The sequence below is a fragment of the Opitutus sp. genome, assembly GCA_024998815.1.
Lineage (GTDB): Bacteria > Verrucomicrobiota > Verrucomicrobiia > Opitutales > Opitutaceae > Rariglobus.
This window is the reverse complement of record JACEUQ010000003.1, coordinates 118,761-143,446: the sequence shown is the minus strand read 5'-3', so window position 1 is coordinate 143,446 and position 24,686 is coordinate 118,761. Positions and strand designations below refer to the sequence as shown.

At 60.7% G+C, this 24,686-nt stretch carries 21 protein-coding genes and 1 tRNA gene; 8 read left to right on the top strand and 14 right to left on the bottom strand.

Annotated features, from left to right (window positions below; all coding sequences use genetic code 11):
- Positions 1-112: 112 nt before the first annotated feature.
- On the bottom strand, positions 113-880 hold the full coding sequence (locus tag H2170_15825) for an ATP-binding protein (protein ID MCS6301538.1): 768 nt from the start codon (positions 878-880) through the stop codon (positions 113-115).
- A complete protein-coding gene (locus H2170_15820) occupies positions 877-1,629 on the bottom strand; it encodes a hypothetical protein (GenBank protein ID MCS6301537.1) in 753 nt (250 codons plus the stop codon). Before H2170_15820 ends, H2170_15825 begins: the two co-directional genes overlap by 4 nt.
- Before the next feature lie 181 nt (positions 1,630-1,810).
- Here H2170_15820 and H2170_15815 point away from each other — a divergent pair, with 181 nt between their 5' ends.
- Positions 1,811-3,304, top strand: coding sequence for a hypothetical protein (locus H2170_15815; protein MCS6301536.1), 1,494 nt, complete (start codon positions 1,811-1,813; stop codon positions 3,302-3,304).
- Between the two features lie 103 nt (positions 3,305-3,407).
- Here the strand turns inward: H2170_15815 and H2170_15810 are convergent, their stop codons facing one another.
- The 5 genes from H2170_15810 to rpsB form a co-directional block, all read right to left on the bottom strand.
- Positions 3,408-4,157, bottom strand: a complete 750-nt coding sequence (locus tag H2170_15810) for an IS21 family transposase (GenBank protein MCS6301535.1) — start codon at positions 4,155-4,157, stop codon at positions 3,408-3,410.
- The gene (locus H2170_15805) at positions 4,154-4,513 is read right to left on the bottom strand and encodes a hypothetical protein (GenBank protein MCS6301534.1); all 360 of its coding nucleotides are present in this window, start codon (positions 4,511-4,513) and stop codon (positions 4,154-4,156) included. Before H2170_15805 ends, H2170_15810 begins: the two co-directional genes overlap by 4 nt.
- Before the next feature lie 1,099 nt (positions 4,514-5,612).
- A complete protein-coding gene (locus tag H2170_15800; protein ID MCS6301533.1) occupies positions 5,613-6,020 on the bottom strand; it encodes a DUF983 domain-containing protein in 408 nt (135 codons plus the stop codon).
- Between the two features lie 99 nt (positions 6,021-6,119).
- Complete coding sequence (gene tsf, locus H2170_15795; GenBank protein MCS6301532.1) at positions 6,120-6,713, bottom strand: translation elongation factor Ts; 594 nt, start codon at positions 6,711-6,713, stop codon at positions 6,120-6,122.
- Between the two features lie 21 nt (positions 6,714-6,734).
- Positions 6,735-7,628 (bottom strand): 30S ribosomal protein S2, encoded by an 894-nt coding sequence (gene rpsB / locus H2170_15790; protein ID MCS6301531.1) that lies wholly within the window; start codon positions 7,626-7,628, stop codon positions 6,735-6,737.
- A 222-nt stretch (positions 7,629-7,850) separates the two neighbouring features.
- Here rpsB and H2170_15785 point away from each other — a divergent pair.
- Positions 7,851-7,927: transfer RNA gene (locus H2170_15785), tRNA-Met, on the top strand.
- A gap of 333 nt (positions 7,928-8,260) precedes the next feature.
- On the opposite strand, the gene htpG is transcribed toward H2170_15785, so the two are convergent.
- A complete protein-coding gene (htpG, locus tag H2170_15780) occupies positions 8,261-10,111 on the bottom strand; it encodes a molecular chaperone HtpG (protein MCS6301530.1) in 1,851 nt (616 codons plus the stop codon).
- A gap of 338 nt (positions 10,112-10,449) precedes the next feature.
- A complete protein-coding gene (locus H2170_15775; protein ID MCS6301529.1) occupies positions 10,450-11,991 on the bottom strand; it encodes a YdiU family protein in 1,542 nt (513 codons plus the stop codon).
- 382 nt (positions 11,992-12,373) lie between these two features.
- Here H2170_15775 and H2170_15770 point away from each other — a divergent pair, with 382 nt between their 5' ends.
- Both H2170_15770 and H2170_15765 read left to right on the top strand, forming a co-directional pair.
- Positions 12,374-13,627 (top strand): homoserine O-acetyltransferase, encoded by a 1,254-nt coding sequence (locus tag H2170_15770; protein ID MCS6301528.1) that lies wholly within the window; start codon positions 12,374-12,376, stop codon positions 13,625-13,627.
- A gap of 85 nt (positions 13,628-13,712) precedes the next feature.
- On the top strand, positions 13,713-14,285 hold the full coding sequence (locus H2170_15765) for a methyltransferase domain-containing protein (GenBank protein ID MCS6301527.1): 573 nt from the start codon (positions 13,713-13,715) through the stop codon (positions 14,283-14,285).
- 172 nt (positions 14,286-14,457) lie between these two features.
- Here the strand turns inward: H2170_15765 and H2170_15760 are convergent, their stop codons facing one another.
- Positions 14,458-14,913, bottom strand: a complete 456-nt coding sequence (locus tag H2170_15760; protein ID MCS6301526.1) for a hypothetical protein — start codon at positions 14,911-14,913, stop codon at positions 14,458-14,460.
- A gap of 117 nt (positions 14,914-15,030) precedes the next feature.
- Positions 15,031-15,825: a fumarylacetoacetate hydrolase family protein gene (locus tag H2170_15755; protein MCS6301525.1), complete on the bottom strand. Its 795-nt coding sequence runs from the start codon at positions 15,823-15,825 to the stop codon at positions 15,031-15,033.
- A 448-nt stretch (positions 15,826-16,273) separates the two neighbouring features.
- Here H2170_15755 and H2170_15750 point away from each other — a divergent pair, with 448 nt between their 5' ends.
- Positions 16,274-17,710 (top strand): Do family serine endopeptidase, encoded by a 1,437-nt coding sequence (locus H2170_15750; protein MCS6301524.1) that lies wholly within the window; start codon positions 16,274-16,276, stop codon positions 17,708-17,710.
- A 238-nt stretch (positions 17,711-17,948) separates the two neighbouring features.
- Here H2170_15750 and sucD read toward each other — a convergent pair whose 3' ends face one another.
- Together sucD and sucC are read right to left on the bottom strand one after the other, a co-directional pair.
- Positions 17,949-18,872: a succinate--CoA ligase subunit alpha gene (gene sucD / locus H2170_15745; GenBank protein ID MCS6301523.1), complete on the bottom strand. Its 924-nt coding sequence runs from the start codon at positions 18,870-18,872 to the stop codon at positions 17,949-17,951.
- Positions 18,873-18,985: 113 nt separating this feature from the next.
- A complete protein-coding gene (sucC, locus tag H2170_15740; protein ID MCS6301522.1) occupies positions 18,986-20,167 on the bottom strand; it encodes an ADP-forming succinate--CoA ligase subunit beta in 1,182 nt (393 codons plus the stop codon).
- Positions 20,168-20,302: 135 nt separating this feature from the next.
- Between sucC and H2170_15735 the strand changes: the two genes are divergently transcribed.
- The 3 genes from H2170_15735 to H2170_15725 all read left to right on the top strand — a co-directional run bounded on the left by H2170_15735 (position 20,303) and on the right by H2170_15725 (position 23,317).
- Entirely contained in the window at positions 20,303-20,782 is a 480-nt protein-coding gene (locus tag H2170_15735) for a hypothetical protein (protein ID MCS6301521.1), read from the top strand.
- A gap of 216 nt (positions 20,783-20,998) precedes the next feature.
- Entirely contained in the window at positions 20,999-22,000 is a 1,002-nt protein-coding gene (locus tag H2170_15730) for a porin (protein ID MCS6301520.1), read from the top strand.
- 291 nt (positions 22,001-22,291) lie between these two features.
- Positions 22,292-23,317: an outer membrane beta-barrel protein gene (locus H2170_15725; GenBank protein MCS6301519.1), complete on the top strand. Its 1,026-nt coding sequence runs from the start codon at positions 22,292-22,294 to the stop codon at positions 23,315-23,317.
- A 315-nt stretch (positions 23,318-23,632) separates the two neighbouring features.
- Here the strand turns inward: H2170_15725 and H2170_15720 are convergent, their stop codons facing one another.
- Positions 23,633-24,583: a sodium-dependent bicarbonate transport family permease gene (locus H2170_15720; protein ID MCS6301518.1), complete on the bottom strand. Its 951-nt coding sequence runs from the start codon at positions 24,581-24,583 to the stop codon at positions 23,633-23,635.
- Between the last annotated feature and the right edge of the window lie 103 nt (positions 24,584-24,686).

The window sequence follows — 24,686 nt, the reverse complement described above, 5'->3', positions numbered from 1 at the left end:
ATCGCCATACATGTGAGCGGCGGCGCGAACACCGTCTATTTCTGGCGGTTACAAAATCACCTGTCGTAAAAGCCGATGACCGGCCCCGCCAGGGGCCGATCATCAGGCCCGGTCAGCTTGCAGGTTCGTCGGCCAGGCGGTCTTTCATGCGGTAGGATTTGCCCTCGATGACGACGGTCTGGGCCCGGTGCAGTAGGCGGTCCAGGATCGCCGCGGTGATGCCAGCGTCGTTGTTAAAGATCCCTGCCCAGTGTTTGTAGGCCTTGTTGGTGGTGACGATCAGCGAGCCGCGTTCGTAGCGTTGGCTGACGATCTGGAAGAGCAGGTCGGCCCCCGACTTGTCGAGCGGCAGGTAGCCGACCTCATCGAGCACGAGCACCGCAGGGGTCATGTAACGCTTCAACTCGGCTTGCAACCGGTGCAGGGACTGGGCGGTGACCAGGGCGTTGATCGCGTCCACCGCCGTCGTAAACAGCACCGTGTAGCCCGCCTGGCACGCCGCGTAGCCCAACGCGCTCGCGAGATGTGTCTTCCCAAGCCCCACACCACCGCAAAACACCGCGTTGGTGCGCTCCTTGACAAAGCCCAGTTCGAAGAGGTGCCGCACCTGCGCTTCGTTCAACTCCTTGGGCCAGTCCCACTGGAACTGGTCGACGGTTTTCTTGACCGGGAAGCGCGCTGCCTGGATGCGCCGCTCCAGCGCCCGGATCTGGCGGTCCTGGGTCTCGGCCTGCACCAGTCGGCGTAAAAATTCGGCGTGCGAACAGCGCGCCTTGGCCGCCTCGGCCGTGAGTTCGCCGTGGTGGCGCAGCAGGTAACCGAGTTTCAGGTACTTGAGTTGATCTTTTAATAAATCGGTTTTTTCGGGTTCTGTTTTCATTGGGTATAGGGGCTTAAATCCGGGGGACGCAGTTCGAGTTCCAGTGCGGCCAACGCGTCGGCGCGGGTGAGGTGGATCGGCCCGGCTTGCGGCAAGGCCCGCGCGCGTTGTTCGAGCAAGTTGAGGATGTAATCGCTGGAGTAGGCGCCGAGTTCATGGGCGCTTTCGATCGCCCGGCCGACTGCCTCCGTTCCATACAGGGCCACCAAACCCACGATAGTCGCCAGGTGGTGTCCCGCGTTGAGCCGGCGCTCCTCCAGCCCCCGTTGGTAGGCGGGTGCCGCCGGGCTCAGTTCCAAAAACCGTAGCCGCAGGCGCTGCCGCGCCCCCTGCCGTTTGCGCTCCTCGAGTTCGCGCACATGCTCGGGGTTTTCCACATCGGCGCGGCGGGCAAAACTGCGGGCATGCTCGGCCACCAGGGTGCGGTCCGCATAAAACCTCACCTGCGCCCCCTCGATCTGCGCGGTGAGTAGCGCCCCGGCAAACTTCGTGGGCACCGAGTAGCGGTTCGTTTCGATACTCACCCGGCACCGCCGCGACGCCCGCACGCTTAAGGTGCGCACCGCCGGACTGGCCACCGGGTTAAGCGGCAGGAGCGCAGCGCGCTCCTCGGGCAGCCGGTCCACCGGCCGGCCCTGGGTTTCAGCGTGAACGCGCACGTTGGCCACCGTTTCCAGCCACAAGCTGGCGGCCGGCCCCAGCTCGGTAAACCCGTTCATCTGCCGCCCGCCAAGGAAGCTTTTTTTCACGTAACCCACCGCGTTTTCCACCATGCCCTTGGACTGCGGATGCCCCGGCCCGCACGCTTTTATCGTAGAGCCTGTCCCGAAAGCATAAAAACCTAGCAGTGAACTATTAGCATAAGTTTAATGATGCCTAAAGAGGGGTAATTCCCTGGTTTTGGTCAAAAAAAAGCCGCTATAATCGGCCATGAAGTCAAAACCCGTATCCGCCACCTCGGCCATTGCCCTGCAACGCTGGTTGCGTCCGGCGCTAACGCCAGTCGGTGCCAATAAAGATTACGCCGAGTTTCGCCAGCAATTGGAAGGACTCGACGCGTTGTTGCGTGGCAGCCACTTGGAGACGATGGCGATGGACTTTGCCAAGGCGGGGGCAGGCCAAGCCAGTGTCGCACAACTACGCCAGCGTATGGAGTTTGCGCTCAAAGCGTTACGCTTTGAAGTGTTGCGGGTGCATTTGGGCAACATATCCTTTCGCGAGCTTTCCCGTAGCATTGCCTCAAGTGATTTACTGGCGGATTTTTGCGGTGTTCGCACGCTTGAGGGAATCAAGGGGGCGTCCAAAAGTGTGCTGGAGCGGGCCTCGAAGTTTTTCACCGCCGAACAGGTGCGCTGGATGGGGCAAGTGTTGGTGGAGATGTGCGGCGAGAAGGATCGCGCCACTGAACTCGGGTTGAGCGCGCCGCTGGACATGGATGTTTGCCTCATCGACGGCACGTGCTTGGAGACCAACATCCACTTCCCGGTGGACTGGGTGCTGTTGCGTGATGTGTCCAAGACTTTGCTCAAGGCCATGATTTTAATCCGCCGCGCTGGACTGCTCCACCGTATGCCTGAAGAGCCGGAGTGCTTTGCCAAGCAGATGAACAAGTTGTGCATGTCAATGACCCACGCAGGCCGCCGCAACGACGCCAAGCGCGCGCGTAAACAGATCCTGCGCAAGATGAAGACGCTGTTACGCACGATCGGAGAACATGCCCGCCGCCACCGCGACCTGTTGGCGCAGAAGTATAGCCAAACCCATTACAGCCAACGCCAAACCAAGCGGATAACCACCCGCATCGACGCTATGCTCGGCCAACTGCCCGCCGTCATCAAGCAGGCCCACGAGCGCATCATCGGCGGACGCCCGGTGCCCAACGACCAAAAGATCCTCAGCGTGCATGAACTTGATGTGAACGTACTGGTTCGCGGCAAAGCAGGGAGCCAAGTCGAGTTTGGCAACTCGTTGCTGTTGAGCGAGGCGCTCTCCGGTTTAATCACCGACTGGCAACTCTACCAGGGCGCGGCTCCGGCAGAATGGTGCCAACTCGAGGAAAGCCTGGCGCGGCAGAACCGCTTTGACCTGAGTGCGCCGATTAGCGCGGTCGGCACCGACCGCGGCTTCGCCACCAAAAAAACTTCCGCAATGCTCAAGCAACAAGACGTTTACGATGCGGTATGCCCGCGTGATCCGCACGCGCTCAAGGAGCGTTTGAGCGAAAAACGCTTCGCCCAATTGCAGCGGCGCCGTTCGGCGACCGAAGCGCGCATTGCGATCCTCAAACAACGCCTCGGCGGACGCTTGCGCTGTAAAGGGTTTGCCAACCGCTACCGTTCGGTGGGTTGGAGTGTACTCGGTCACAACCTCTGGCTGGTGTCACGAATCCTTGCCGAGGAAATAACACTTCCGCTGGCCGCTTAATTCAATTTTCCGGCAAAAATGTGAATAACCCTGGGGCTCGCCCCGGCTTTGCCGTACCTTACTACCGCGCTTGGGGGCGGGAAAAATCGATTCGGGCCGCCGTTTAACGTCGCTGGGGTGATTCGTGCCACCTCGTTCGCCCGCAATCCCAATGGACCTCTGCGCACTTTTTAAAAATCCGGAAATTTGGGACAGGCTCTATCGTAAACCCGTAGTGCCGGGCAAAGTCCAGGTACTGGGCGTTGTACACCGGGTCGGTCCCGGGCACATGCGAGAGGACGGCCGTCTTGCAGTTGTCCACCATCACCTCGCGCGGCACCCCGCCGAGTTTTTCAAAGGCGCGCCGGTGACAGCCCAGCCACCACTCCTGGCCCTGCCCGAGGGTAAATTCCACATGCAGGAACCGGCTGTACCCCAAAACCATGACGAAAAAACTTAAAGCCCGCCGGGTGCCGTCCACCTCCACCGCGCCAAAACTGCCCCAGTCCACCTGCGCGGTCTGGCCGGGGGCAAACTTGAGGGTAAGAAACGCCTCCAGGTTCCTCGGCCGCACCCGCCGCACGTAGTCTTTCAAAATTGAATACCCGCCCGTGTACCCCCGCTCGCGCACCTTTTGCCAGAGCTGCATGGCGGTGAACGGATGGGCCTCCAGCCAGCGCGCGATCGCCGGCTTGTGCACGTCGAGCTTGCTTGGCCTAGGCACCTGCGCGGCCTGGCTGCGCACGTACTTTTCCTGCGCCTGCCAGCGCCTCACCGTCTGCACGTGCAACTGGAGCGAGCGGGCGATTTGCGGCGCACTGTGACCGGCCGCCTCCGCCTGTTTTATCCGGCAATACAGTTCGTAATCGATCACGCGCCCACCTCCCGGCTCGGCGGCGGCGTTGCCGCCAGCGTGTGCGTTGGCCTGCCCCGGTCCAAGGAGAGCACCTGGTAAAGTGGCGCGGCGTAGGCGATCACCCCGGCCTCGATTAACTGCCGGCGCGCCTCGACCAGGCCGTCCTCGCTGAGCGTGAGCAGCCGGGCCAGGGTGCGCGTGGCGTAGTAACTCAGCCCGTCGGCGTCGCCCACGGTGACCAGGACCAGATAGAGGCCCCAGGCGGGGGCACTGGCCCGCCCCAGGTAATTGCCCCGCACCAGCCGGTGGTCCAGCCAGCTAAACTGGGCCGGCGTGCGCCGGAGTTGTTCGCGATCGATCGGTTGTTTTTGCATAATCGGGCGGCTGGACGTCGATGCCCAGGATCACCCGCCCCCGGGATTGCAGGTGTCGCAGCATGGGTTCGAGGTCCTCTTGTAACGTCACTCCGGCGAACTGCGCGATAAGCCCCACGAGCACAGGGTTTTGCGACTCCCATCTGTCTTGTAACGGCACGCAGGGATTCGGTAACGCCACCTCGGCGACCGGCTCGGCTTTAGGCTGGTGCACAACGGATTGCGTAGTTGGGATGTCTTGTAACGCCACCCGCCGTCGCGGCCCCCTCCGCCTTGAGTACCCCGGATTGGCCTTCCGCCACTCCTGCACCCGTTGGACATTTTCTGGGCCTTTCCAGTGGTCGAGGTTCTCCGGCTTCGCCAACCATTTGGCCTGACTGGCCGCCCGGCTCGCCCGTCGGCATCCCGGCTTCCCGCAGTAGCGCTGACGCTCGCGGTTATGCGCGTCGGGCAGAAAGAAATCGACACAGTGCAAACACTTGCGTGAACCGGTTGGATGCATCGCTGTGCATCCGCCAAGCGTCCCGCCGGTTCAATCTCCACCCATTCGCACCCCTCATATCCCCAGCCGGACAGGGAAGAAAACCCACCCACGGAAGAAGAGTATTACTCTTTTTAAGGGGAAGAAGATCCACCGAAGAAGAAGTGCATTCCTAACCGCCAGAAATAGACGCTTTCCCGCTCGCCGCTCACACCATACATGATGCGCAGCACCTGTGTGGTTCTTGGCACGAGTTAAACGGCCAAACTCCAGACCTTGAGCTCACGCTCAAGGCCACGTTCGGGCGGGTGCGGCCTGGAGTGTGCCTTTGCCTGGGTGGCTTTGGCTCGGTGTGGCTTCGTGCGTGAGCACGAGGTGTTTTTTCTGGCTGCGGTGCGCCGAATCCTTGAGCTCACGCTCAAGGCCACAAGGAGTGTGTTCGCGAAGAGTGTGGTCTTGAGCGTGAGCTCAAGGATTCGGCTGATCTGCGTTCGACTAGTCAGAGGCCAAACTCCAGGCGCAGGCTTCCAGCCTGCATTTGCGCACCCCGAGCAGACTGGAAGTCTGCGCTACTTTTACGGCTACGATCCTGCTTAAAATTAGCTAGCCTGCCGTGAGTTACGGGTTGTCGTCCGCGTTGGTGGGGGCCGCGCCGCAGTTGGCCGGGAGGTGATGCGGGAGGAAAAAGTAATAGCTCATCAGCCACCAGCTCCGTGAAGAGCGGTAAAAGAGAACGGGGAAGCCGAGTGCTCCGGTTCCGGCGATCACCGCCGCGACTATCCCCGACAGCGCGCCGACCAGATACAGCACCAAGACGGGAAATAAAAATCCCAAGGTGGTGACGGCGTAGTTGAGCGACATGGAACCGAGAAAAAATCCCTCGTCGCGCTCGATTTTTAGGCCGCAATCCGGGCACTCGGGGTTGAGCGCGAAAAACGAGTCGGCTTTGAATAGTTTGTTGGCGCCGCAGTTGGGGCAGCAGTGGGTAATACCCCGATTGAAGATCTGGCCCTTGGTGACTTTCATGGTGTTGATCGGAGACTGAAACCGCTGCACTGGACACAAAAAAGCACGCCGGAAAACCGGCGTGCTTTGGGGGTTAGCTGCTAACCGCAGCGGGTCGGCTTAAGAACCGAGCTGGTAGCGAACGAAGCGGCGAACTTGGATGTTCTCGCCGGTCTTGGCGATCGCCTCGGTGAGGATCTCCTTGATGGTTTTCTCAGGGGTCTTCACGAAGGGCTGATCGAGGAGCGCGACGGTCGCGAAATACTTCTCGAGTTTGCCTTCAACGATCTTCTGCACGGCGGCGGGCGGCTTGCCTGCAACCTGTGCGGTGGCGATGTCGCGCTCGACGGCGATATCGGCCTCGGGAACCTGATCGCGGGAAACGCAGATCGGGTTGGCGGCGGCGATGTGCATACCGAGGTTACGAACGAGGGCCTTGAAGTCGTCGTTACGAGCCACGAAATCGGTCTCGCAGTTGACCTCGATGAGGACGCCAACTTTGCCACCGACGTGGATGTAGCTCTCGATGAGGCCTTCTTTGGCTTCGCGATCCGCGCGTTTGGCGGCGGAAGCGGCACCCTTTTTGCGAAGGATGGTGACGGCCTCTTCGAAGTTGCCGTTGGTTTCAACAAGCGCGCGCTTGCAGTCCATGAGACCGGCGCCGGTTTGGCCGCGCAGGTCGTTGACTTGTTGGGCGGTGATGGGAGTGCTCATTTTTAGATAAACAGGGGGCGATTAGGCCTTGGGAGCGGCGACCTTCTTGCGGGGGGTCGCGGCGCTCTTCTTGGCGGAAGCGGCGATGTCGGCCTCGGAGACCTCAACGGAGGACGGGATGGAGACCTTGGAGAGGTCAACTTCGCCGGCTTCGTTGGTGGCGCCAGCGGAGGCGGCCATCTCGGAGGAGACGGCGCGCAGGTCGGCCTGACCGCGGGTGTTGCGGCGGCTGTCGCGCTGAGCCAGACCGCTCTGGACGGCCTCGATCACGGTGTCGACGATGATGCGGATGGACTTCACTGCGTCGTCGTTACCGGGGATCGGGTAAGCGAGCTGGGTGGGGTCGGAGTTGGTGTCGACCAGGCCGACGCAAGGAATGCCGAGGCGCTTGGCTTCGGCGACGGCGATGGCTTCCTGGTGGGCGTCGAGGACGAACACAGCGGAAGGCAGGTTCGCCATGTCGACGATGCCGGAGAAATTCTTGTTCATGCGCACCATCTCGCGCTTGATGGCGGACTCTTCCTTGGAGGAGAGCTTGGCCAGTTCGCCGGAAGCTTCCAGCTGCTGGAACTTCTTGAACTTCGCGATGGATTTTTTGACGGTGGCGAAATTGGTGAGGGTGCCGCCGAGCCAACGGTCAACAGCGAAAGGCTGGTGGGTGGCGATAGCGGCCTCGCGGACGATTTCCTGGGCCTGGCGTTTGGTGCCAACGAAGAGCACGTTACCGCCGCCGGCGACGGTTTCCTCGAGGAAGGTGTAGGCCTTCTGGAGCAGCTCGTGGGTCTTGCCGAGGTCGATGATGGTGATGCCCTGGCGGTGGTCGAAGACGTAGGGCTTGGAGCGCGGGTTCCAACGTTTGGTCTGGTGGCCGAAGTGTACGCCGGCGTCGAGGAGGTCCTTAGGAGTTACGTTCATGGGAGTTGATCTATGTTATCTGCCTGAAACACAGGTCGGCCAGAGGGCCGCCTTGCGATCGAGAGATGCTGGTTGTGGTTTGGTTTTCCCGCGTCCGTGATGGGCGAAGGAGCGGCAGACAACAGAGGGCGGCGGGAGGGCTGGCAAGCGGAGAATTCGTTTTTTAGAAAAAGGCCGTTGACAGAGCGCGAGCCGCGGTGATGGTCTGCCCTTCCCACTTATTGCAGGGTGGAGCAGCCCGGTAGCTCGTCAGGCTCATAACCTGAAGGTCGTTGGTTCGAATCCAACCCCTGCACCCAATTTTTTGCTTTGTTAAGCCCGTAGCCCTAGCAGGTTGCGGGTTTTTTTGTGTCCGAAGACTCGGTTTTACTGCTAACAAAACAGGGCCGATGATTCGAACTGTTCGCCCATAAAGACAGATGACGCGGAAGATTTTCGGGCGGATATACCCTGTAAACCATGCGAGCCTGCCTGCATCTTGCCGCACCGGAGGAAAGGCACCTCAGTCAAACGGATTCGGGCATCAGCTAGCGCGGCCGAGCTCTTTAACCGCTCCACAAAAAAGCCCCGACGTTTGTGTCGGGGCTTTGGGTTGCGCCTGCTCTGCTCGTGCTGGCCGAGCGGCCTTCGCCTTAAACCGTCTCCAGTAGCTTGTAGAGGCGGGCCACCATCTTGCTTGGGTCTTCGAACAGGCCGGCGCTGATCAGTGAGTTGTCCAAGATCTGCTCGGCAATCAGGGCGGCCTTTTCAGGGGCCGCAGTGCGCGTAATCGAGAGGTGTTTGATCACCGCGCTGCGGGGGTTGATCTCCAGGTTAACTTTCACCGGGGCCTCGGCGCCGTCTTTGTTCATGGCCTTCATCATGCGGCGCATTTGCGGCGACATGAACTTGTCGGCGTTGACCGCCAGGGCGGGCGAATCAACCAAACGGTCGCTGGCTTTAACTTCGCCGACGCGGTCGCCGAGGGTCGTCTTGAGCCATTCGGCCAGCGCCTTGGCGTCGTTTTCGGAGAGGTCGCCTTCGGCGGCAGGCGGCTTGGGGGCGTCGGCCAACTTAACGTCGGCGTGGTCGGCGGCGACCAGCTTCTTGCCGTCGAACTCACGCACGTTGCTCATCACGTACTCGTCCACCGCCTCGTAGCAGAACAGCACTTCGAGATTACGGGCTTTAAAACCTTCCAGGTACGGGCCGCTCTCGATGGCGGCGCGGTTCGGGCCCATCAGGAAATAGATTTCCTTCTGCTCGGTGCCCATGCGCGTCACGTACTCGGCCAGAGAGGTGATTTTACCCTTCTCGGTGAGGGATGACTCGAAGCGGAGCAGTTTAACGATCTCGTCTTTGTGGGTGTAATCGAGGGCGGCGCCTTCTTTGAGGAACACGCCGAATTCGGCGTAGAACTCGTTGTATGCCTCGGTGCGGTTCTTGGCTTCCTCGGAGAGGAACTTGATGAAGCGCTTGGTGATGACCTTGTTTAACTTCTCGACCAAGGCGCGGTCCTGCATGGTTTCGCGCGAGATGTTGAGCGGGAGGTCCTCGCTATCGACCACGCCCTTGAGGAAACGCAGCCACTCAGGCAGCAGGTCCTTGGGCTTGGAATCGATCAGCACCTTGCGGCAGAACAGCGAGACGGACGGCTCCAGGCGGGCCATGCCGAACTTTTCGGTGTTGTCCTTGGGTACGAATAGCAGGGCGTTGATCTGCAGCGGGGCGTCGGCGGAAAAATGCAGGCGCAGGCGGGGCTCGTCGTAGGCGTGGGCCTGGAATTTATAAAACTCGGTGTACTGCTCGTCGGTGATCTCGCTCTTGCTGCGCAGCCACAGGGCCTGAACGGTGTTAATCAACTTGCCGCCGAGATTAACCGGGAACGACACGAAGGCGCTGTAGCGCTCGAGGATTTCCTTGATGCGGCCTTCGGTGGCGAATTCGCCGCAGTCGTCCTTGAGCTCGATGACGATCTTGGTGCCGCGCTGTTGGTCGGCGACTTCCTCGATCTCGTAGCTGCCGGAGCCGTCGCTGGTCCATACGTGGGCGGGCTCGTCCTTTTTCCACGAGCGGGAGTAAACTTTTACCGTCTTCGCGACCATGAACGCCGAGTAGAAACCAACGCCAAACTGGCCGATCAAGTTGGTGTTTTTCTGGCCGCCCTCGCTGAGGGCTTTGAGAAACGCCTTGGAGCCGGAGTGAGCGATGGTGCCGAGGTTTTCGATCAACTCGGCGCGGGTCATGCCGAGGCCGGCGTCCTGCAGCGTGAGGGTTTTGGCGGTGTCGTCGGTGGTGAGATTGATCTCCAGGGCGAGCTGGTCGTCGGCGACATCCTTCTCGGTGAGCTGGAGGTGGCGGAACTTCTCAATCGCGTCGGAAGCGTTGGAAACCAGTTCGCGCACGAAGATTTCCTTCTCCGTGTAAAGCGAGTGAATGACGATATCGAGGAGCTGCTTGATCTCAGCCTGGAACTCGAATTTTTGCGGCGTAGCGGTAGACATAGAGCGAAGAGGTTAAATGAGGGAAAAAGGAAAAGCCCGCTAACTTTAGCGGGCTTTTAGAAAAATCAAGACTGTGCAGTTTGAGGGGGGCGGCCCGGGGCGCTTTGGGGGGCAATAGCGCCGTAATGCCCATTCGCCTCCACGATGAGCTGAACTCAGCAAGTTCCCCGGGGAAGCGGAACTGTTGGGTAAACACCCTGAGCTCACGCTCAAGGCCACGAGGGTGTTTCGCGAAGCGTGTGTTCGCAAGGCGCGTGTGTTCGCAAAGCGTGTGGCCTTGAGCGTGAGCTCGAGGATGCCGTAAAGCTCCACTCATAAGCTTATTAGCATAAGCCGGCTCAGGTTCCGCAAAACGTGCGGTACTCCGACCCGCCAGGCGGCGCGGGTTCGCGGGCCTGTGGATCGGTCCGCGTGTGATCATAGGGCGAGGCCAAGTCCGCGAGGAGTCGTTCCAACACGCCGAAATCGCCTTGTTCGGCCGCAGCCAGCGCCGCCTCGACACGATGATTACGCGCAATCACCGCCGGGTTGTGCGCCTGCCGCAGCTGCAGCGACTCGGCCTCGGTTTGTGCCTGCCGCGCCAGGCGCTGCCGCCAACGTCCCAACCAGCCGGTTAACTGCGTATCCGCTCCGCTGATGCCGATCCCACTCGCCCCGGTGCCGTCGCTGAGGGCGGCGAAGGTGTTGGTGAAGTCGGCCTTCGTCGTGTGCATCCACGTTAACAAATCCTCCGCCAGCGCCGTGTCTTCGGCCTCAGCGTTGAACAGCCCCAATTTTCCCCGCATGCCCGTCAGCCAGTGGGTTTGATAATGGTCTTCAAAACGCCCCAGCGCCTCTTGCGCCAGCGCCACGGCGGTGTCCGCGTCTTCGTGCAGCTCCGTGAGCAAAGCCTCGGCCAGCCGCGTAACGTTCCAGTGGGTGATTTTCGGCTGGTTGCCATAGGCGTAGCGCCCGTGCCGGTCGATCGAGCTGAACACGGTTGCCGGGTCATAGGCGTCGATAAACGCGCAAGGGCCGTAGTCGATCGTCTCGCCTGAAAGCGCCACGTTGTCGGTGTTCAGCACCCCGTGCACAAAGCCCACGAGCATCCAGCGCGCCACCAGCGCGGCTTGGCGTTCCACCACGGCTTCAAGCAGCGCCAGTGCAGGATTAGGCGCCTCCAGAAGCTTCGGGTAATGCCGGGCAATCGTGTAATCGACCAACGCGCGCAACTCGCCCGTATTTCCGCGCGCCGCGGCCCCTGCAAAGGTGCCCACGCGGATGTGGCTGGCCGCCACTCGCGTTAGAACCGCGCCGGGACGCGCGTCGGGCCGCCACACCGGCTCGCCCGTGGCGGCCACCGCGAGGCTGCGGGTAGTCGGTATTCCCAGCGCCGACATCGCCTCGCTAATAATGTATTCGCGCAACATCGGCCCGAGCGCTGCCCGCCCATCTCCCCGCCGTGAAAACGGCGTCGGCCCCGCGCCCTTGAGCTGAATGTCGTAGCGCGCGCCCGTCGGTGTGATCTGTTCGCCCAGCAGAATGGCGCGCCCGTCGCCCAACGTGGTGAAGTGCCCGTATTGGTGGCCTGAATAAGCCTGCGCGAGCGGCTTGGCCCCCGGCGGCAGTTGATTGCCCGCAAACACAGCCGCGCCTTCCGCTCCGGCCAGCACGTCCGCATCCAGCCCCAGCTCCCGCGCCAGCCGGTGGTTAAACAAGGCGAGCTGCGGGGCGTGCACGGTGGACGGTAGCACCTCGGTCCTGAACGCGGCAGGCAAGAGCGCATACGAATGCTCCAGCCGCCAGCCGCCACCGGTGGAACGCGCGGGCGAGGGCACGGGCTTAACGTCATTCCCGTCCACGCGATCCCGCTTACCGTCGGAAAAATCGTTTTGAGCCATGCGCCCAACCTCGCGCAACGCCAGCCGTCCGTCGAGCTGCGGTGTTGGGGAACTGCGTTGGCCAGACGGAGGACGGGGCGGAGGCCGACTTAGCGGAGTGAACGAGTGGGAGCGCGATGTCGGAGGGACGACCGCCGTGTCGTCCGGGATCGAAAAAAGTAGCGCAGACTTCCAGTCTGCTCGGGGCGGCTGGTTTACTCGGCTGGGTTGAGGCACGGAGGCAGACTGGAAGTCTGCGCTACTTTTCTCGAACCAGTCCATACGGAGGTGGACCCGCCCTTGCCCGACTCAGCCACGCCCCACGCCCCCCCCCGACCGCACCTGCTTTTTCTCACTCCTTGCCATTTTCCCAGTGAACCGTTGTTTGGCTGCCTTCACTGCCATGAACGATGCCTCCGCCGATCTCCACACGTCAGCCCGCTCCGAACCCGGAGAGGTCGGCCTCGTTGAGCCACGCGACTTCGTTTCTGCCTCCCCGTTCACTTTTGACAACGGGTTGGCTATCCCCGGTTTTACCCTGCGTTACGAGACCTACGGGCGGCTCAACGCCACCGGCGATAACGCCGTGTTGGTCTGTCACGCCCTCTCCGGCGACCACCACTGCGCGGGCATCCACGCCCTCACCGACAAAAAGCCCGGCTGGTGGAACAACCTCATTGGCCCGAGCAAGGCGGTTGATACTAACAAGTTTTTCGTTCTCTGCGCCAATGTGATCGGCGGCTGTCAGGGCTCCACCGGCCCGTCGTCTATCGACCCGCGCACCGGCCAAGCCTACGGGATCACGTTTCCTGCGGTCACCATCCGCGACATGGTGCGCACCCAGAAGCGCTGGCTCGACTCCCTAGGCGTGCGCAGCCTGTACGCCGTCATTGGCGGTTCGATGGGCGGCATGCAGGTGCTGCAATGGAGTCTCGAATACCCCGCCTTCGTGCAACGCGCGCTCGCCATGGCCACGACCGCCCGCGAAGGCGCGCAGGCCATCGCCTTCAACGAGGTGGGCCGCCAAGCGATCCTCCAAGACCCCGAGTGGAACCACGGCTATTATCCCAAGGGCGGCGGTCCGCGTGTGGGCCTGGCGATCGCGCGTATGATGGCGCACATCACCTACCTTTCCGACGCCTCGATGGACCGCAAATTCGGTCGCAAGGCCGTCGCCCCCCACCACAAGCCCACGTCCCTCGCCAGCGCGCCCGCAACCAGCGAGGCCATCGCGGCAGTCGCCGCCAACGAAGCGTCGGGTTTGTCGATGGAGGGCATCGACCCGGTTTCGCCCGCCGTGACCTTTGACGTGCGCTTCGAGGTGGAGAGCTACCTGCGTTATCAAGGGCAGAGTTTTATTAACCGCTTTGACGCAAACTCGTACCTCTACATCACGCGCGCCCTCGACCAGTTCGACCTCGCTGCCACCCACGGGTCCCTCGAACAGGCTTTTGCCTCAGTGCAGGGCGCCACGCTCGTGGTGGGCTTTACCAGCGACTGGTTGTTCCCGCCGGAGCAGAACCGCGCCATCGCCCTCGCCCTGCTGCGCGCCGGTAAACGCGTGAGTTACGCCGAACTCTCCACCGACCTCGGCCACGATTCCTTCCTGCTCGAGTCCCCGCAAATCTACGATCTGGTGCGCGGTTTTCTTAACTAACTCACGCCGTTTTTAAGTCCGCAGCCACAGCCCGCTGCCGCTCCCACTCATGTCTCGCCACTCCCACCTCAAACGCACGGTCGATATGCAGATCATCGCCGACTGGGTCGAACCCGGTTCGCGGGTGCTCGACCTGGGCTGCGGGCGCGGCGTGCTTCTGGAATACCTCGTGCACACCAAGCAGGTGCATGCCGTCGGCGTGGACCTCGATTTCGACAAAATCTCCGCCTGCGTGCGCCGCGGGCTCACCGCCTATCAGGGCGACATGATGGCGCTCATGCGCGCGCTGCCCGAGAACCACTTCGACCGGGTGATTTGCTCGCGCACCTTGGAAGAGTTACCCGACCCGGGCGCGATCATTGAGCAAGCGCTGCGTATTGGCCGTACGGTGACGGTGGGCTTTGTGAACCACGGCTATTGGAAAAACCGCACGGCCGCGTTTTTTCGGGGCCGCAAGCCGCGCAACTCCGTTTACACCACGGCCTGGTATGAGAGTCGGCCAAGCAACCCGGCGACGATCGCCGACTTCGAGGATTTTTGTGCGCTGCGCGAGCTGCGGATCGCGAGGAGCGCGCATTTGCACGGCGATTGGAAAACCACCTGCCGCTTCGCACCCAATTTGTTCGCCGGCTACGCGCTCTACGACCTCACGCGTTGAGGGGCCGGAGGAAAAGGCGGGCGAGAGAACGAGAACGAGTAGGAGTAAGAGAACGAGAACGATTGCGGCGGGACGGCCTCTGGGGCGGAAATCCTGCTCTTACTCTTACTCCTACTCGTTTTCTGGCTCTTCCCCTTTGCGCCCCTCCGGCAAAGGCGAATCCGGCTTAGGCCTATTTCTTCTTGGAGCGAAACTCCTTGTGGCCGGCTTCTTCCTGATCGTGGAGCTCTTTGAGGAGGTTGGCAGCGACGTCGTTTTTACCGGCTTTAAGCGCGGCCGCCAGCTCGTCCATAGTGGCAAGGAGCTTCTGCATTTTGTCCTGATAGGCGAGTTTCGCCGCAGCCTGCTCGGCGGCGGGCAGGCGGCCGACCTTGATGGGCACATGTTGGGTGGAATCGACGCAGGCCTTACGCAATTTGACGACCAAGGCCAACGAGGCCTCGTTTTGCGCGGGATCGGCCACCTGGCGTTTCAGCTTTTTGAATGCTGAGTTCATGGCGGACATCGCATCCCCCAGTTCGGAGTCTTCACTGTCGGCTTGGGGTTGGTCGGCCGCGTGAAGTGTCACGGACGCACCGGGAGAAACGATCGCAAGAAGGAGTGCCAGTAGACTGAGGGTAATTTTCATGAGGGTGGTGCTGAAGAGGTTTAAACGTGGCGTTTCGCGTGCAAGCCGCAAAACCAAGCCGTGGCCTCGCGTAAAATCTTGCCGCGCTGCCTGCGTCCGCCGCGCTGCGTGCGAACGCTACTCCACCGGATTACTCAGCGTGCCGATGCCTTCGATCTCCACGCTAATGGTGTCACCCGAGCGCAACCACACCGGTGGTTTGCGCGCAAAGCCTACGCCTTCAGGGGTGCCGGTCAGGATAACGGTGCCGGCGGGCAGTGTCTTGTCAGCGCTCAGGAACACGATCAACGCGGCGACATCGAAGATCATGTCGGCGGTGGAGGAGTCCTGCATGACCGTGCCGTTGAGCACGGAGCGGATGCGCAGGGCGTTGGGGGTGGTCAGCTCGTCGGGGGTGACAAGCACCGGGCCGAGCGGGCAAAAGGTATCGAAGCTCTTGGCGTGGCACCACTGGCTGCCGCTCCAGTCGCGTTGCCAGTCGCGGGCCGAAACGTCGTTAGCGCAGGTGTAACCAAGAACATAGGATAACGCGTTCTCGCGGGTGGCGTCGCGGCAATCGCGGCCGAGCACGATAGCGAATTCGGCCTCGTAGTCGGGTTTTTCGGTGGGCTGGAGGCGCGGCAGGCGAATCGGGTCGCCGGGGTTTTGTACGCTGCCGGGCAGTTTCATGAACCAAATGGGGCGCTCGGGAGGGCCTTTGCCTCCCTCGGCTGCGTGGCGTGCGTAGTTGAGCCCGACCCCGATGATCGCCGTGGGGACAACAGGCGCGAGGCGCTTACCCTGGGCGACGACGCGCCCGGTGAGCCGGTGGGTGTTAGCCAGCGGATCGCCACTGATTTCCACGGCGGTACCGTCGGGTTGGAGCGCGGCGTAGGCGGGGCCGGAGGGTGTGAGGTGACGGATAAGGCGCATGCAGGGAGCGGATGCAAAAGTAGCGCAGACTTCCAGTCTGCATCCGGAGTTTTGCTCCAAAGACCAAGGCAGTGTCACCTAATAGGTGACACTTTTATTAGGGGGCTGGGGGCGCGCAGACTTCCAGTCTGTATCCGGAGTTTGGCCCCAAAGACCAAGGCAGTGTCACCTAATAGGTGACACTTTATCAGGGGGCTGGGGGCGCGCAGACTTCCAGTCTGTATCCGGAGTTTGGCTCCAAAGGCCAAGGCAGTGTCACCTAATAGGTGACACTTTTATTAGGGGGCTGGGGGCGCGCAGACTTCCAGTCTGTATCCGAAAATACCGCCTAAAGCAGACTGGAAGCCGGCGCTACTTTCGACGAGGCGGCGCGGGGTTCCGGCTGGTGCCAGCCGCCAAAATCTTGCGATGGAACAATCCTTCCCTTGGGTTTGTCACCTCCCTGTCCATGAAAACCAATCTACTTACTCGTACCGTTGTCTTTGTTTTGGCCAGCTCGCTGTTCTCTCCCGGCTATGCCCAGGAAAAGCCGATTGGGGCCAAGCCGGACATCAAATTTGATTCCTCCTCGATCGGCGACGGTTCCGGACGCCAGTTGGTGAGCTACGCCGACGTGATTGAACCGGTGCAGAAGGCCGTCGTTTCGGTTTATTCCACCAAGATCGTGCGCGAACGCCTGCGCCTCGACCCGTTCTTTCGCCAGTTGTTTGGCGATAACAGCGGCGCACCCGAGCGTGAGCGCAAGGAGCAGGAGCTGGGTTCCGGGGTGATCATCTCTCCCGGCGGCTACATTTTGACCAACAATCATGTCGTTGCCGGTGCAGACGAGCTCAAGGTCTTGCTGGCCGATGGCCGCGAGTTTGTCGCCAAGGTGATTGGCACCGACGAGAAAACCGACGTCGCCGTCATCAAGATTGACGCGGGAAACCTGCCCGTGGCCACCGTGGCCGACAGCGACAAGTTGCGCGTGGGCGACATCGTTTTCGCGGTCGGCAACCCGCTGGGTGTGGGCCAGACGGTGACCATGGGCATCGTCTCGGCCCTCGGCCGCACCGACGTGGGCATTTTGTCCAACGACCACATCGCCGGTTACGAGAACTTCATTCAGACCGACGCCGCCATTAACCAAGGCAACTCGGGTGGGGCGCTGGTCGATGCCAAGGGGCGCCTGATCGGGCTCAATAGTGCGATTTTGTCCGGCGGAAACGGCGGCAACATTGGCATCGGTTTCGCCGTGCCGACCAATCTGGCGGTGTCGATTCTCAACAGCTTAGTGGCCACCGGCAAGGTGCAGCGCGGTTACCTCGGTGTGGGCGGCCAGAACCTCGATGCCAAGTTGGCGGAAAGCCTCGGCGTGGAGCGCGACATCAAGGGCGTGTTGGTCACCGATGTGATCAAGGACTCGCCTGCCGCCAAAGCCGGCCTCAAGCGCAACGATGTCATCTTAAAGGTGGGCACGCGCCCCGTGGAGTCGCAGCTGTCGTTGCGCCTCAATATCGCGCAGATCATCCCCGGAACCGAGGTTAGCGTGACCGTGCTGCGGGACGGCAAGGAGAAGACCTTCAAGGTCAAGGTGGGCAGTTTGGACGAGCGCGCCGAGTCTACCACCGAGCTGATCCCCGGAGTCACGATCAAGACCCTCGATGAGGAACTGCGCACCCAGTTCAAACTCGACCAACGGGTGGAGAACGGGGTGGTGGTTACGGCGGTGAACGAAAGCTCCCCCTACGCCAACATCCTCGTCCCCGGCGTGGTGATCGTGGAGATTAACCGGCGTCCGGTGACCGATGTGCCCAGTGCCTCCGCAGCGTTGCGGCCGGGCCTGAACGCCTTGCTCGTGCAGTACCGAGGCGTGATGCGCTACCTGACCCTCAACATGAAGTGATTGTCTGAGGGCGGAAATTCGGAAGAGAACGATTAAGATAAAGAGGAACGAGAAAGATAGTGGCGGGACGCCCTTTGTGGTGTCTGCGCCGACGTTGGGTTCTTTCTCTTTCCTCTTAATCTTTCTCGTTCGTCAGGGTGGTCGGGCACGGCCCGTCGCCCACACAAAAAAAAGGCCGCGCTTCTCGCGCGGCCTTTTCGTTTAACGGATCGAGGAGCTCTCGTTCCGATCTTAAGGTTTAGCTCAGGGTGACGCCCTTGACCTTGGCGGCGCGCAGGAGCGCGTCGGCCATGTCGGAGGGAGTTTCGGCAACCTCGATGCCGCACTCTTTAAACACTGCGATCTTGGCCGCTGCGGTGTCTTCAACACCACCGACGATGGCGCCGGCGTGGCCCATACGACGGCCCGCGGGAGCAGTCGCACCGGCGATGAAACCAGCCACCGGCTTTTTGCAGTTGGCCTTGATCCAACGGGCAGCCTCGACCTCGGCGTTGCCGCCAATTTCGCCGATCAGGATGATGGCGTGCGTGTCCGGGTCTTCGTTGAACAGTTTGATGATATCGAGGTGGCTGGTGCCGTTGACCGGGTCGCCGCCGATGCCCACCGCGGTGGACTGGCCGATGCCCTTGGATGTGAGTTGGAATACCGCCTCGTAGGTGAGCGTGCCGGAGCGGGAAACCACGCCGACGTGGCCCTTCTTGTGAATGTAGCCGGGAGCGATGCCGATGCGGCAGCCGCCGGTGGAATCCGGGCCGGTGCCGGGGGTGACGACGCCAGGGCAGTTCGGGCCGACCAGGCGGGTCTTGCTGCCGGTGATGGCGCGCTTCACGCGGATCATGTCCTTGATCGGAATGCCCTCGGTGATGGCGACCACGAGGTCGAGGCCGGCGTCAACGCCTTCCAAAATGGCGTCGCCTGCGAAGGGCGGCGGCACGTAGACGACGGCGACCGTTGCACCGGTGGCGGCGACGGCGTCGGCCACGGAGTTGAAAATGGGCACCTTGTGGGTGCCGTGTTCGAAGAACAGGCCGCCCTTGCCGGGGGTGACGCCGGCGACGATCTGAGTGCCGTAGTCGAGAGAGAGCTTGGCGTGGCGGCCACCGAAGTCGCCGGTGATGCCTTGCACGAGAATCTTGGTCGAGGGAGTGATGAGAATAGACATGGTTTTAAAGGATCAGAGGTCAGCGAGCAGAAGTCAGAAGGCGGACGTCGGGGGCGACGTTAGACAGGGTCTTTCATTGCAACTGATTTCAGACTGCTGACGTCTTGTTTTATTCAGGCGACGAGTTTGACGATCTTCTGGGCGGCGTCGGCCATGGTGTCACCGGAAACCAATGACAAACCGGAGGCGGCGAGGGTGGCCTTGCCGGTGGCGACGTTGTTGCCTTCGAGGCGCACAACGAGCGGCAGCTTGAGGCCGACTTCCTTCACGGCTTCGACGATGCCGGTGGCGATGACGTTGCAGTCCATGATGCCGCCGAAAATGTTAACAAAAATACCCTTCACGTTGGTATCACCGAGGATGATTTTGAACGCGGCGATGACCTGGTCCTTGGTGGCGCCACCGCCGACATCGAGGAAGTTGGCCGGGTTGCCGCCGTAGTGCTTGATGATGTCCATGGTGCTCATGGCCAGGCCGGCACCGTTGACCAAGCAGGCGATGTTACCATCGAGAGCGATGTAGGAGAGGCCGAACTTGGAGGCCTCGATCTCCTTGTGGTCTTCCTCGGCGAGGTCGCGCAGGGCGACGATCTCGGGGTGGCGATAGAGGGCGTTGGAGTCGAAGGAAACCTTGGCGTCGAGCGCCAGGACCTTGTCGTCGGGGGTGGTGATGAGCGGGTTAACTTCCACCATGGCGGCGTCGGTTTCCCAGAAGAAGGTGTAGAGCCCGCGGATGAGCTTGGCGGCGTTCTTGGCTTCGGCGGCGTTGAATCCGAGCTTGAAGACCAACTCGCGCACTTGGAAATCGGCCAGTCCGTAGGCCGGATCGACGAAAATCTTGAACAACTTTTCAGGGGTTTCGTGGGCGACGGTCTCGATGTCGACGCCGCCCTCGGTGGAGGCGACGATCACCGGCTTGGAAGTGGCGCGGTCGAGCAGGATGGCCAGGTAGTATTCCTTTTTGATGTCGCAGGCCTGGGTGAAGTAGATCGTCTGCACCTTGCGGCCGGCCGGGCCGGTCTGGATGGTGACCAGCGTGTTGTTGAACATCTTGTTGGCGTAATCGAGCGCGTCGGCCTTGGTCTTGGCGAACTTGACGCCACCCTTGAAGCCGTCCGTGAACGTACCCTTGCCGCGCCCGCCGGCGTGGATCTGGGATTTGACGACGACCGGAGCGTCGGGGAGTTGCGCGAGCGCAGACTCAAATTCAGCGGCGGATTTGGCGGCAACGCCCTTGGGTACGGGCACTCCGAACTTCTCAAAGAGCGCCTTGGCCTGGTATTCGTGGATGTTCATGGGGGCATAAGCTCTGGCATAGCCGAGCAGGCCAACGCACGAAAAAAAACACGGCCGGGTGAATCTTGTAGCAGGATGTAAGCAGCGGCGTGTGGCGTATTGCGTTTGTCTAATGCCTCGCCACGCTCCGGCCTCATGCAATCGCATGAGCTTTTGAAGGAGGTTTTGAAGCAAACCAGCGCCAAGCAGATCTCGGCCGATCTGGGGCTTTCGTTGTCGCTGGTCTATAAATGGGCCGAAGTGCCCGCGCAGGACGCCGGCAGTGGCGCGAGCAACCCGCTCGACCGAATCGATCAGTTGCTCAAAAGCACGGGCGACAAACGCATCGCCCAATGGGTGTGCGAGCGGGCGGGCGGCTTTTTTATCGCCAACTCAGTGCCTGGCCAGCAGCCGGTTTCCCTGATCCCGGTGACGAACGAGATCGTGCGTGAGTTTGCCGATCTGCTCACGGTGATCGCCGTAGCCTCAGCCGACAGCAAAGTGACTCAGGACGAGGCCAAGCAGATCCGCCGCCGCTGGGAGGACCTTAAGACGGTGGCCGAGGGCTTTATCCACGCCGCCGAGCAGGGCAACTTCGGCGAGGTCAAAAAAGAGCTCAAGGCACCGAATCCCTGAGCGGCGGACGGCCCGGTGCAGCATGAAATCTTATCATGCAAATGGGTTGATTTATTGTAAGTTGTTTTCTGGTAACGGTTTTAGGTTTTAAGTGGAGTGCGTTTTGGTGGGGCTGCTGAAAAGTTGGCCGAGGCTTTGCTAAAGCGGGATCATCGCGCAACTCCCTGCTGACCCGGTGGAGGGTGCGAACATCCAACTAAAACTACTACCAACGCTATGATTAAGCACCTGTCCAAGATCTCCGGAGTCGCCGCCTTCGCGGTCATTGCCTCGTCCGCTTCTGCGGAAGTGAAGCTCGATGATAATTTCACGATCGATGGTTATGCCATCGCTGCGTACGCAAAGAATGAGGCTGCAACTAACACAGAAAGTTTCTTCAGTTCTGGCGACAAGATGCTTGATGCCGTTAAGCTCGCGCTGAATGGCACTTATGGTGATTTCAAGAGTCGCGCGAGTGTTTACTCGGTTCCTTCTGATACCAATGGCACGGCCGCAGGCAACGACTCGACCACCGGCCTGCTCGATGCCTACGTGACTTACACCAAGGGTGAAATCGCCCTGACGGTCGGTAAGTTCAACAACTACTTGGGTTATGAATCGTTTGATTCCCCAAACAATGCCTTCATGACGTCCGGCCCTGCCGACAACTTTGGTTATGTCGCCAGCTACGCCACGGGCGCCAAGTTGGATTACACCACCAAGGAATTCGCCACCGGTTTTTCGGTACGTGATTCTTTGCAGCGGGATGGGTTTTTCAAGGGTGATGGCGATTTCTCGGATGACATCGGTACCGAGGTTTACTTCATGTACACCGGTATTGAGAAGCTGACCGTTTTCACCGGCATGGGCTATGAAAACACCGATGGCGCAACGGCCAAAGATCTCTATACCTACAACGTTTGGGCTTCTTACGCCCTCACGGACAAGTTGACCCTAGTTGGCTCCTACGCCAGCACTTCGGACTTCGTTTCGTTATCCTACACCTTGCAGGCTAGCTACGCTGTCAGCGATGCCCTCTCCCTTGCTGCTCGTTACGGCGCAGTGGACGGTGAAGCTGCTCTCATCGGTGATTCCACCAACTACACCGAGTACGGTGTTGCTGGTACCTACACGCTGACCAAGAACTTTGCGATCAAGTCGGAAGTGAACAAAAAGAACCTGATCGATGGTCAGAAGGATGCGTTTTTCTACGCCGTCCAAGGTATCTTCAAGTTCTAAGCGCTTAAGCTCCAGTTAAGCGGCGCCGGAAAACTCCGGCACCTGTTCAAGGCCGAGGCTCACCGCCTCGGCCTTTTTTTGCGCCCGTCGCATGAGCCACTTTCACTCCAACCGGCTTGCTGGAATGGGGTTTCTCCCTCCTTGGCCATGGGGTTATGACGAACTGGAATGAACAAAAATGATCTAGACAGTGACGTCGGATGCGTGTTTTTCATGGCGCTGATATGTCGCGACCACTGCCATTGACCCGGCGGCTGGCACGGCTTCCCACCCAAAACTACTACCAACGCTATGATTAAGCACCTGTCCAAGATCTCCGGCCTCGCCGCTTTCGCGGCCCTCGCCGTCTCTGCTTCCGCTGAAGTGAAGCTCAACGAAAACTTCTCTGTCGATGGTTACGCCACCGCCGCGGCCCGCGTCACCGAGGGAACCGCTGGTGACAACCAGGCTCAAATCGAGAACCTTGGCCGTACCGACAACTCCGCCAAGATCGCCCTCAACGGCAACTACGATGCCTTCACCGCCAAGGTGAGCGCCCTGTTGCTCAACGGCGACCAAGCTCCAGACTTAAATGGCCGCACGGGCCATAACTTCGGCCTGCTCGACGCCTACGTCAGCTACACCAAGGACGAGTTTGTCGTCACCGGCGGTAAGTACCTCGGCTGGCTGGGCTACGAGTCCTTCGACAGCCCCAACAACGCTTTCATTAGCTTCAGCGCTGCTGGTAACACCTACGTCTCCCCCTATGCCACCGGTGCCAAGGTGGAGTACATCGCCAAGGCGTTCTCCACTGGCGTGTCCGTTCGTGACACCCAGTTTGTTGACCTTCAGAACTCCAAATACGAGTTCTTCAAGGGCGATGACAACTTTGGCAAGGAACTCGGTTACGAGGCTTATTTTCTTTATACCGGAGTTGAGAAACTGAAGGTGTGGGCTGGTATGGGTACTCAGAACGTGCGTGGTTATGCTGGCGACGGCAGCAGCGAGTCCCTCAACACCTACGACGTATGGGTCAGCTACGAGCTCACTCCTAAACTGACCTTGGTCGCTGAGTATGCCTCCTTCGAGGATGTCGTGGACTACTCTTGGAACGTGATGGCCAATTACGCCTTCACCGCTGATTTCTCCGGCGCCGTTCGCGTCACCGGCAGCGAAGGCTTCCAGGACGACAACGACACCTTCGGCTATGGTGTCGCTTCGACCTACGTCCTCCACAAGAACTTCTCCCTCAAGGCTGAAGTCACCAAGACCGAGAACAACTTGGTCGACACCTCCGACGTGTTCAGCTATGCCCTCCAGGGCGTGCTCCGCTTCTAAGCGTCGGGCTTAACGCTCCACGCGAAGACGCCGTCTTCTGCACCCAGGCCGAGGCTTCACCGCCTCGGCCTTTTTCGTGCCTATTGGGCAGCAATATTCAAAACCCCGGATCAAACCACGGCAATTTAGCCGCGAAAGAACGCAGAGAGCGCATAGAAATACAGCGCTTGTTCTTTGCGCTCCTTGCGTTCTTTCGCGGCCAAACTGCCTTGGATTGTTGGTCCGAGACTTTAAATAGAGCGCCAAGTGGCTGAATGAACGGCTAGATTACCAGTAGTTCGCGCCAGATCACGGCGCTCGGGCGCTGCTTTCAGGTTAAGCCCGGGTCAGCCACGATACCCACCACGTATAAATTGGAATGCCGATCGCTAGGTTGAACGGGAAGGTGACACCCAGTGCGGTCGCCACTGACATGCCCGTGTTGGCCGAGGGAATCGCCACCCGGATGGCCGCCGGAGCGGCGATGTACGACGCGCTTGCCGCCAGCGTGGCGAGGACCACCGCGCCACCCGCCGACAACCCGCTGACCAACCCGAGCCAGCCGCCCAGTAACCCAAACAGCACCGGCGCCAAAATGCCAAAGCCCAAGAGAAACTTTCCCGCTTTGCGGATCTCCGGCATGCGCAACGCCGCCACCAGACCCATCTCCAGAATGAAGAACGAAAGCACCGGTTTAAACGCGTCGGCAAAGAGTATTTTATACGGTGCGAACCGCTCCGGGCCGGAAAGAAAGCCGACGCCCATGCCCGCAACCAACAGGAAGACGGAACGGTTCAGCACGATTTCATGCAACAGGGCACCGTAACTGGGCCGCTTTTCCGCTTTCAGCCCATAGAGGAAAATGGCCACCAGGATCGCCGGGACCTCTAGGAGCACCAGCAGCACCGGCATGAAGCCCTCGTGGGGCATCTGGCTGCGCCGCAGCATTTCCAGCGCCGCGGCAAACGTCACCGCACTGGCCGAACCATAGTGAGCCGCCAGCGAGGCGGAGTCGGCGCGGTTGAGCCGCCCCACCGAGAGCGCGACGAAAAAGGCGACCACCGGCACCACCACGCCAAGCCCCAGCGTGGCCGCCGCCGGTAGCGCGATGGTGCCGATCGACACCTGCGCCAGTTGCACGCCGCCTTTTAAGCCAATCGCCAGCAAAAGATAGGTGCTCAGCAGCTGGTAGACCGCGTCGGGCAGCTTTAAATCGGCTTTGAGCAAACCCCCGATAAAACCAACCGCGAAGAACAGAAAAAGCGGATCAAGGAGGTTCTCGTTCATAGGTGAAGGGCCAAAATCAACGGGCTTGCCGGTGAAGATCAAGCCCGTTGCCACCGCTCTGGTACTTAGAAGTTTGGGCGCGCAAACCAGCGCCGCCTCCGCA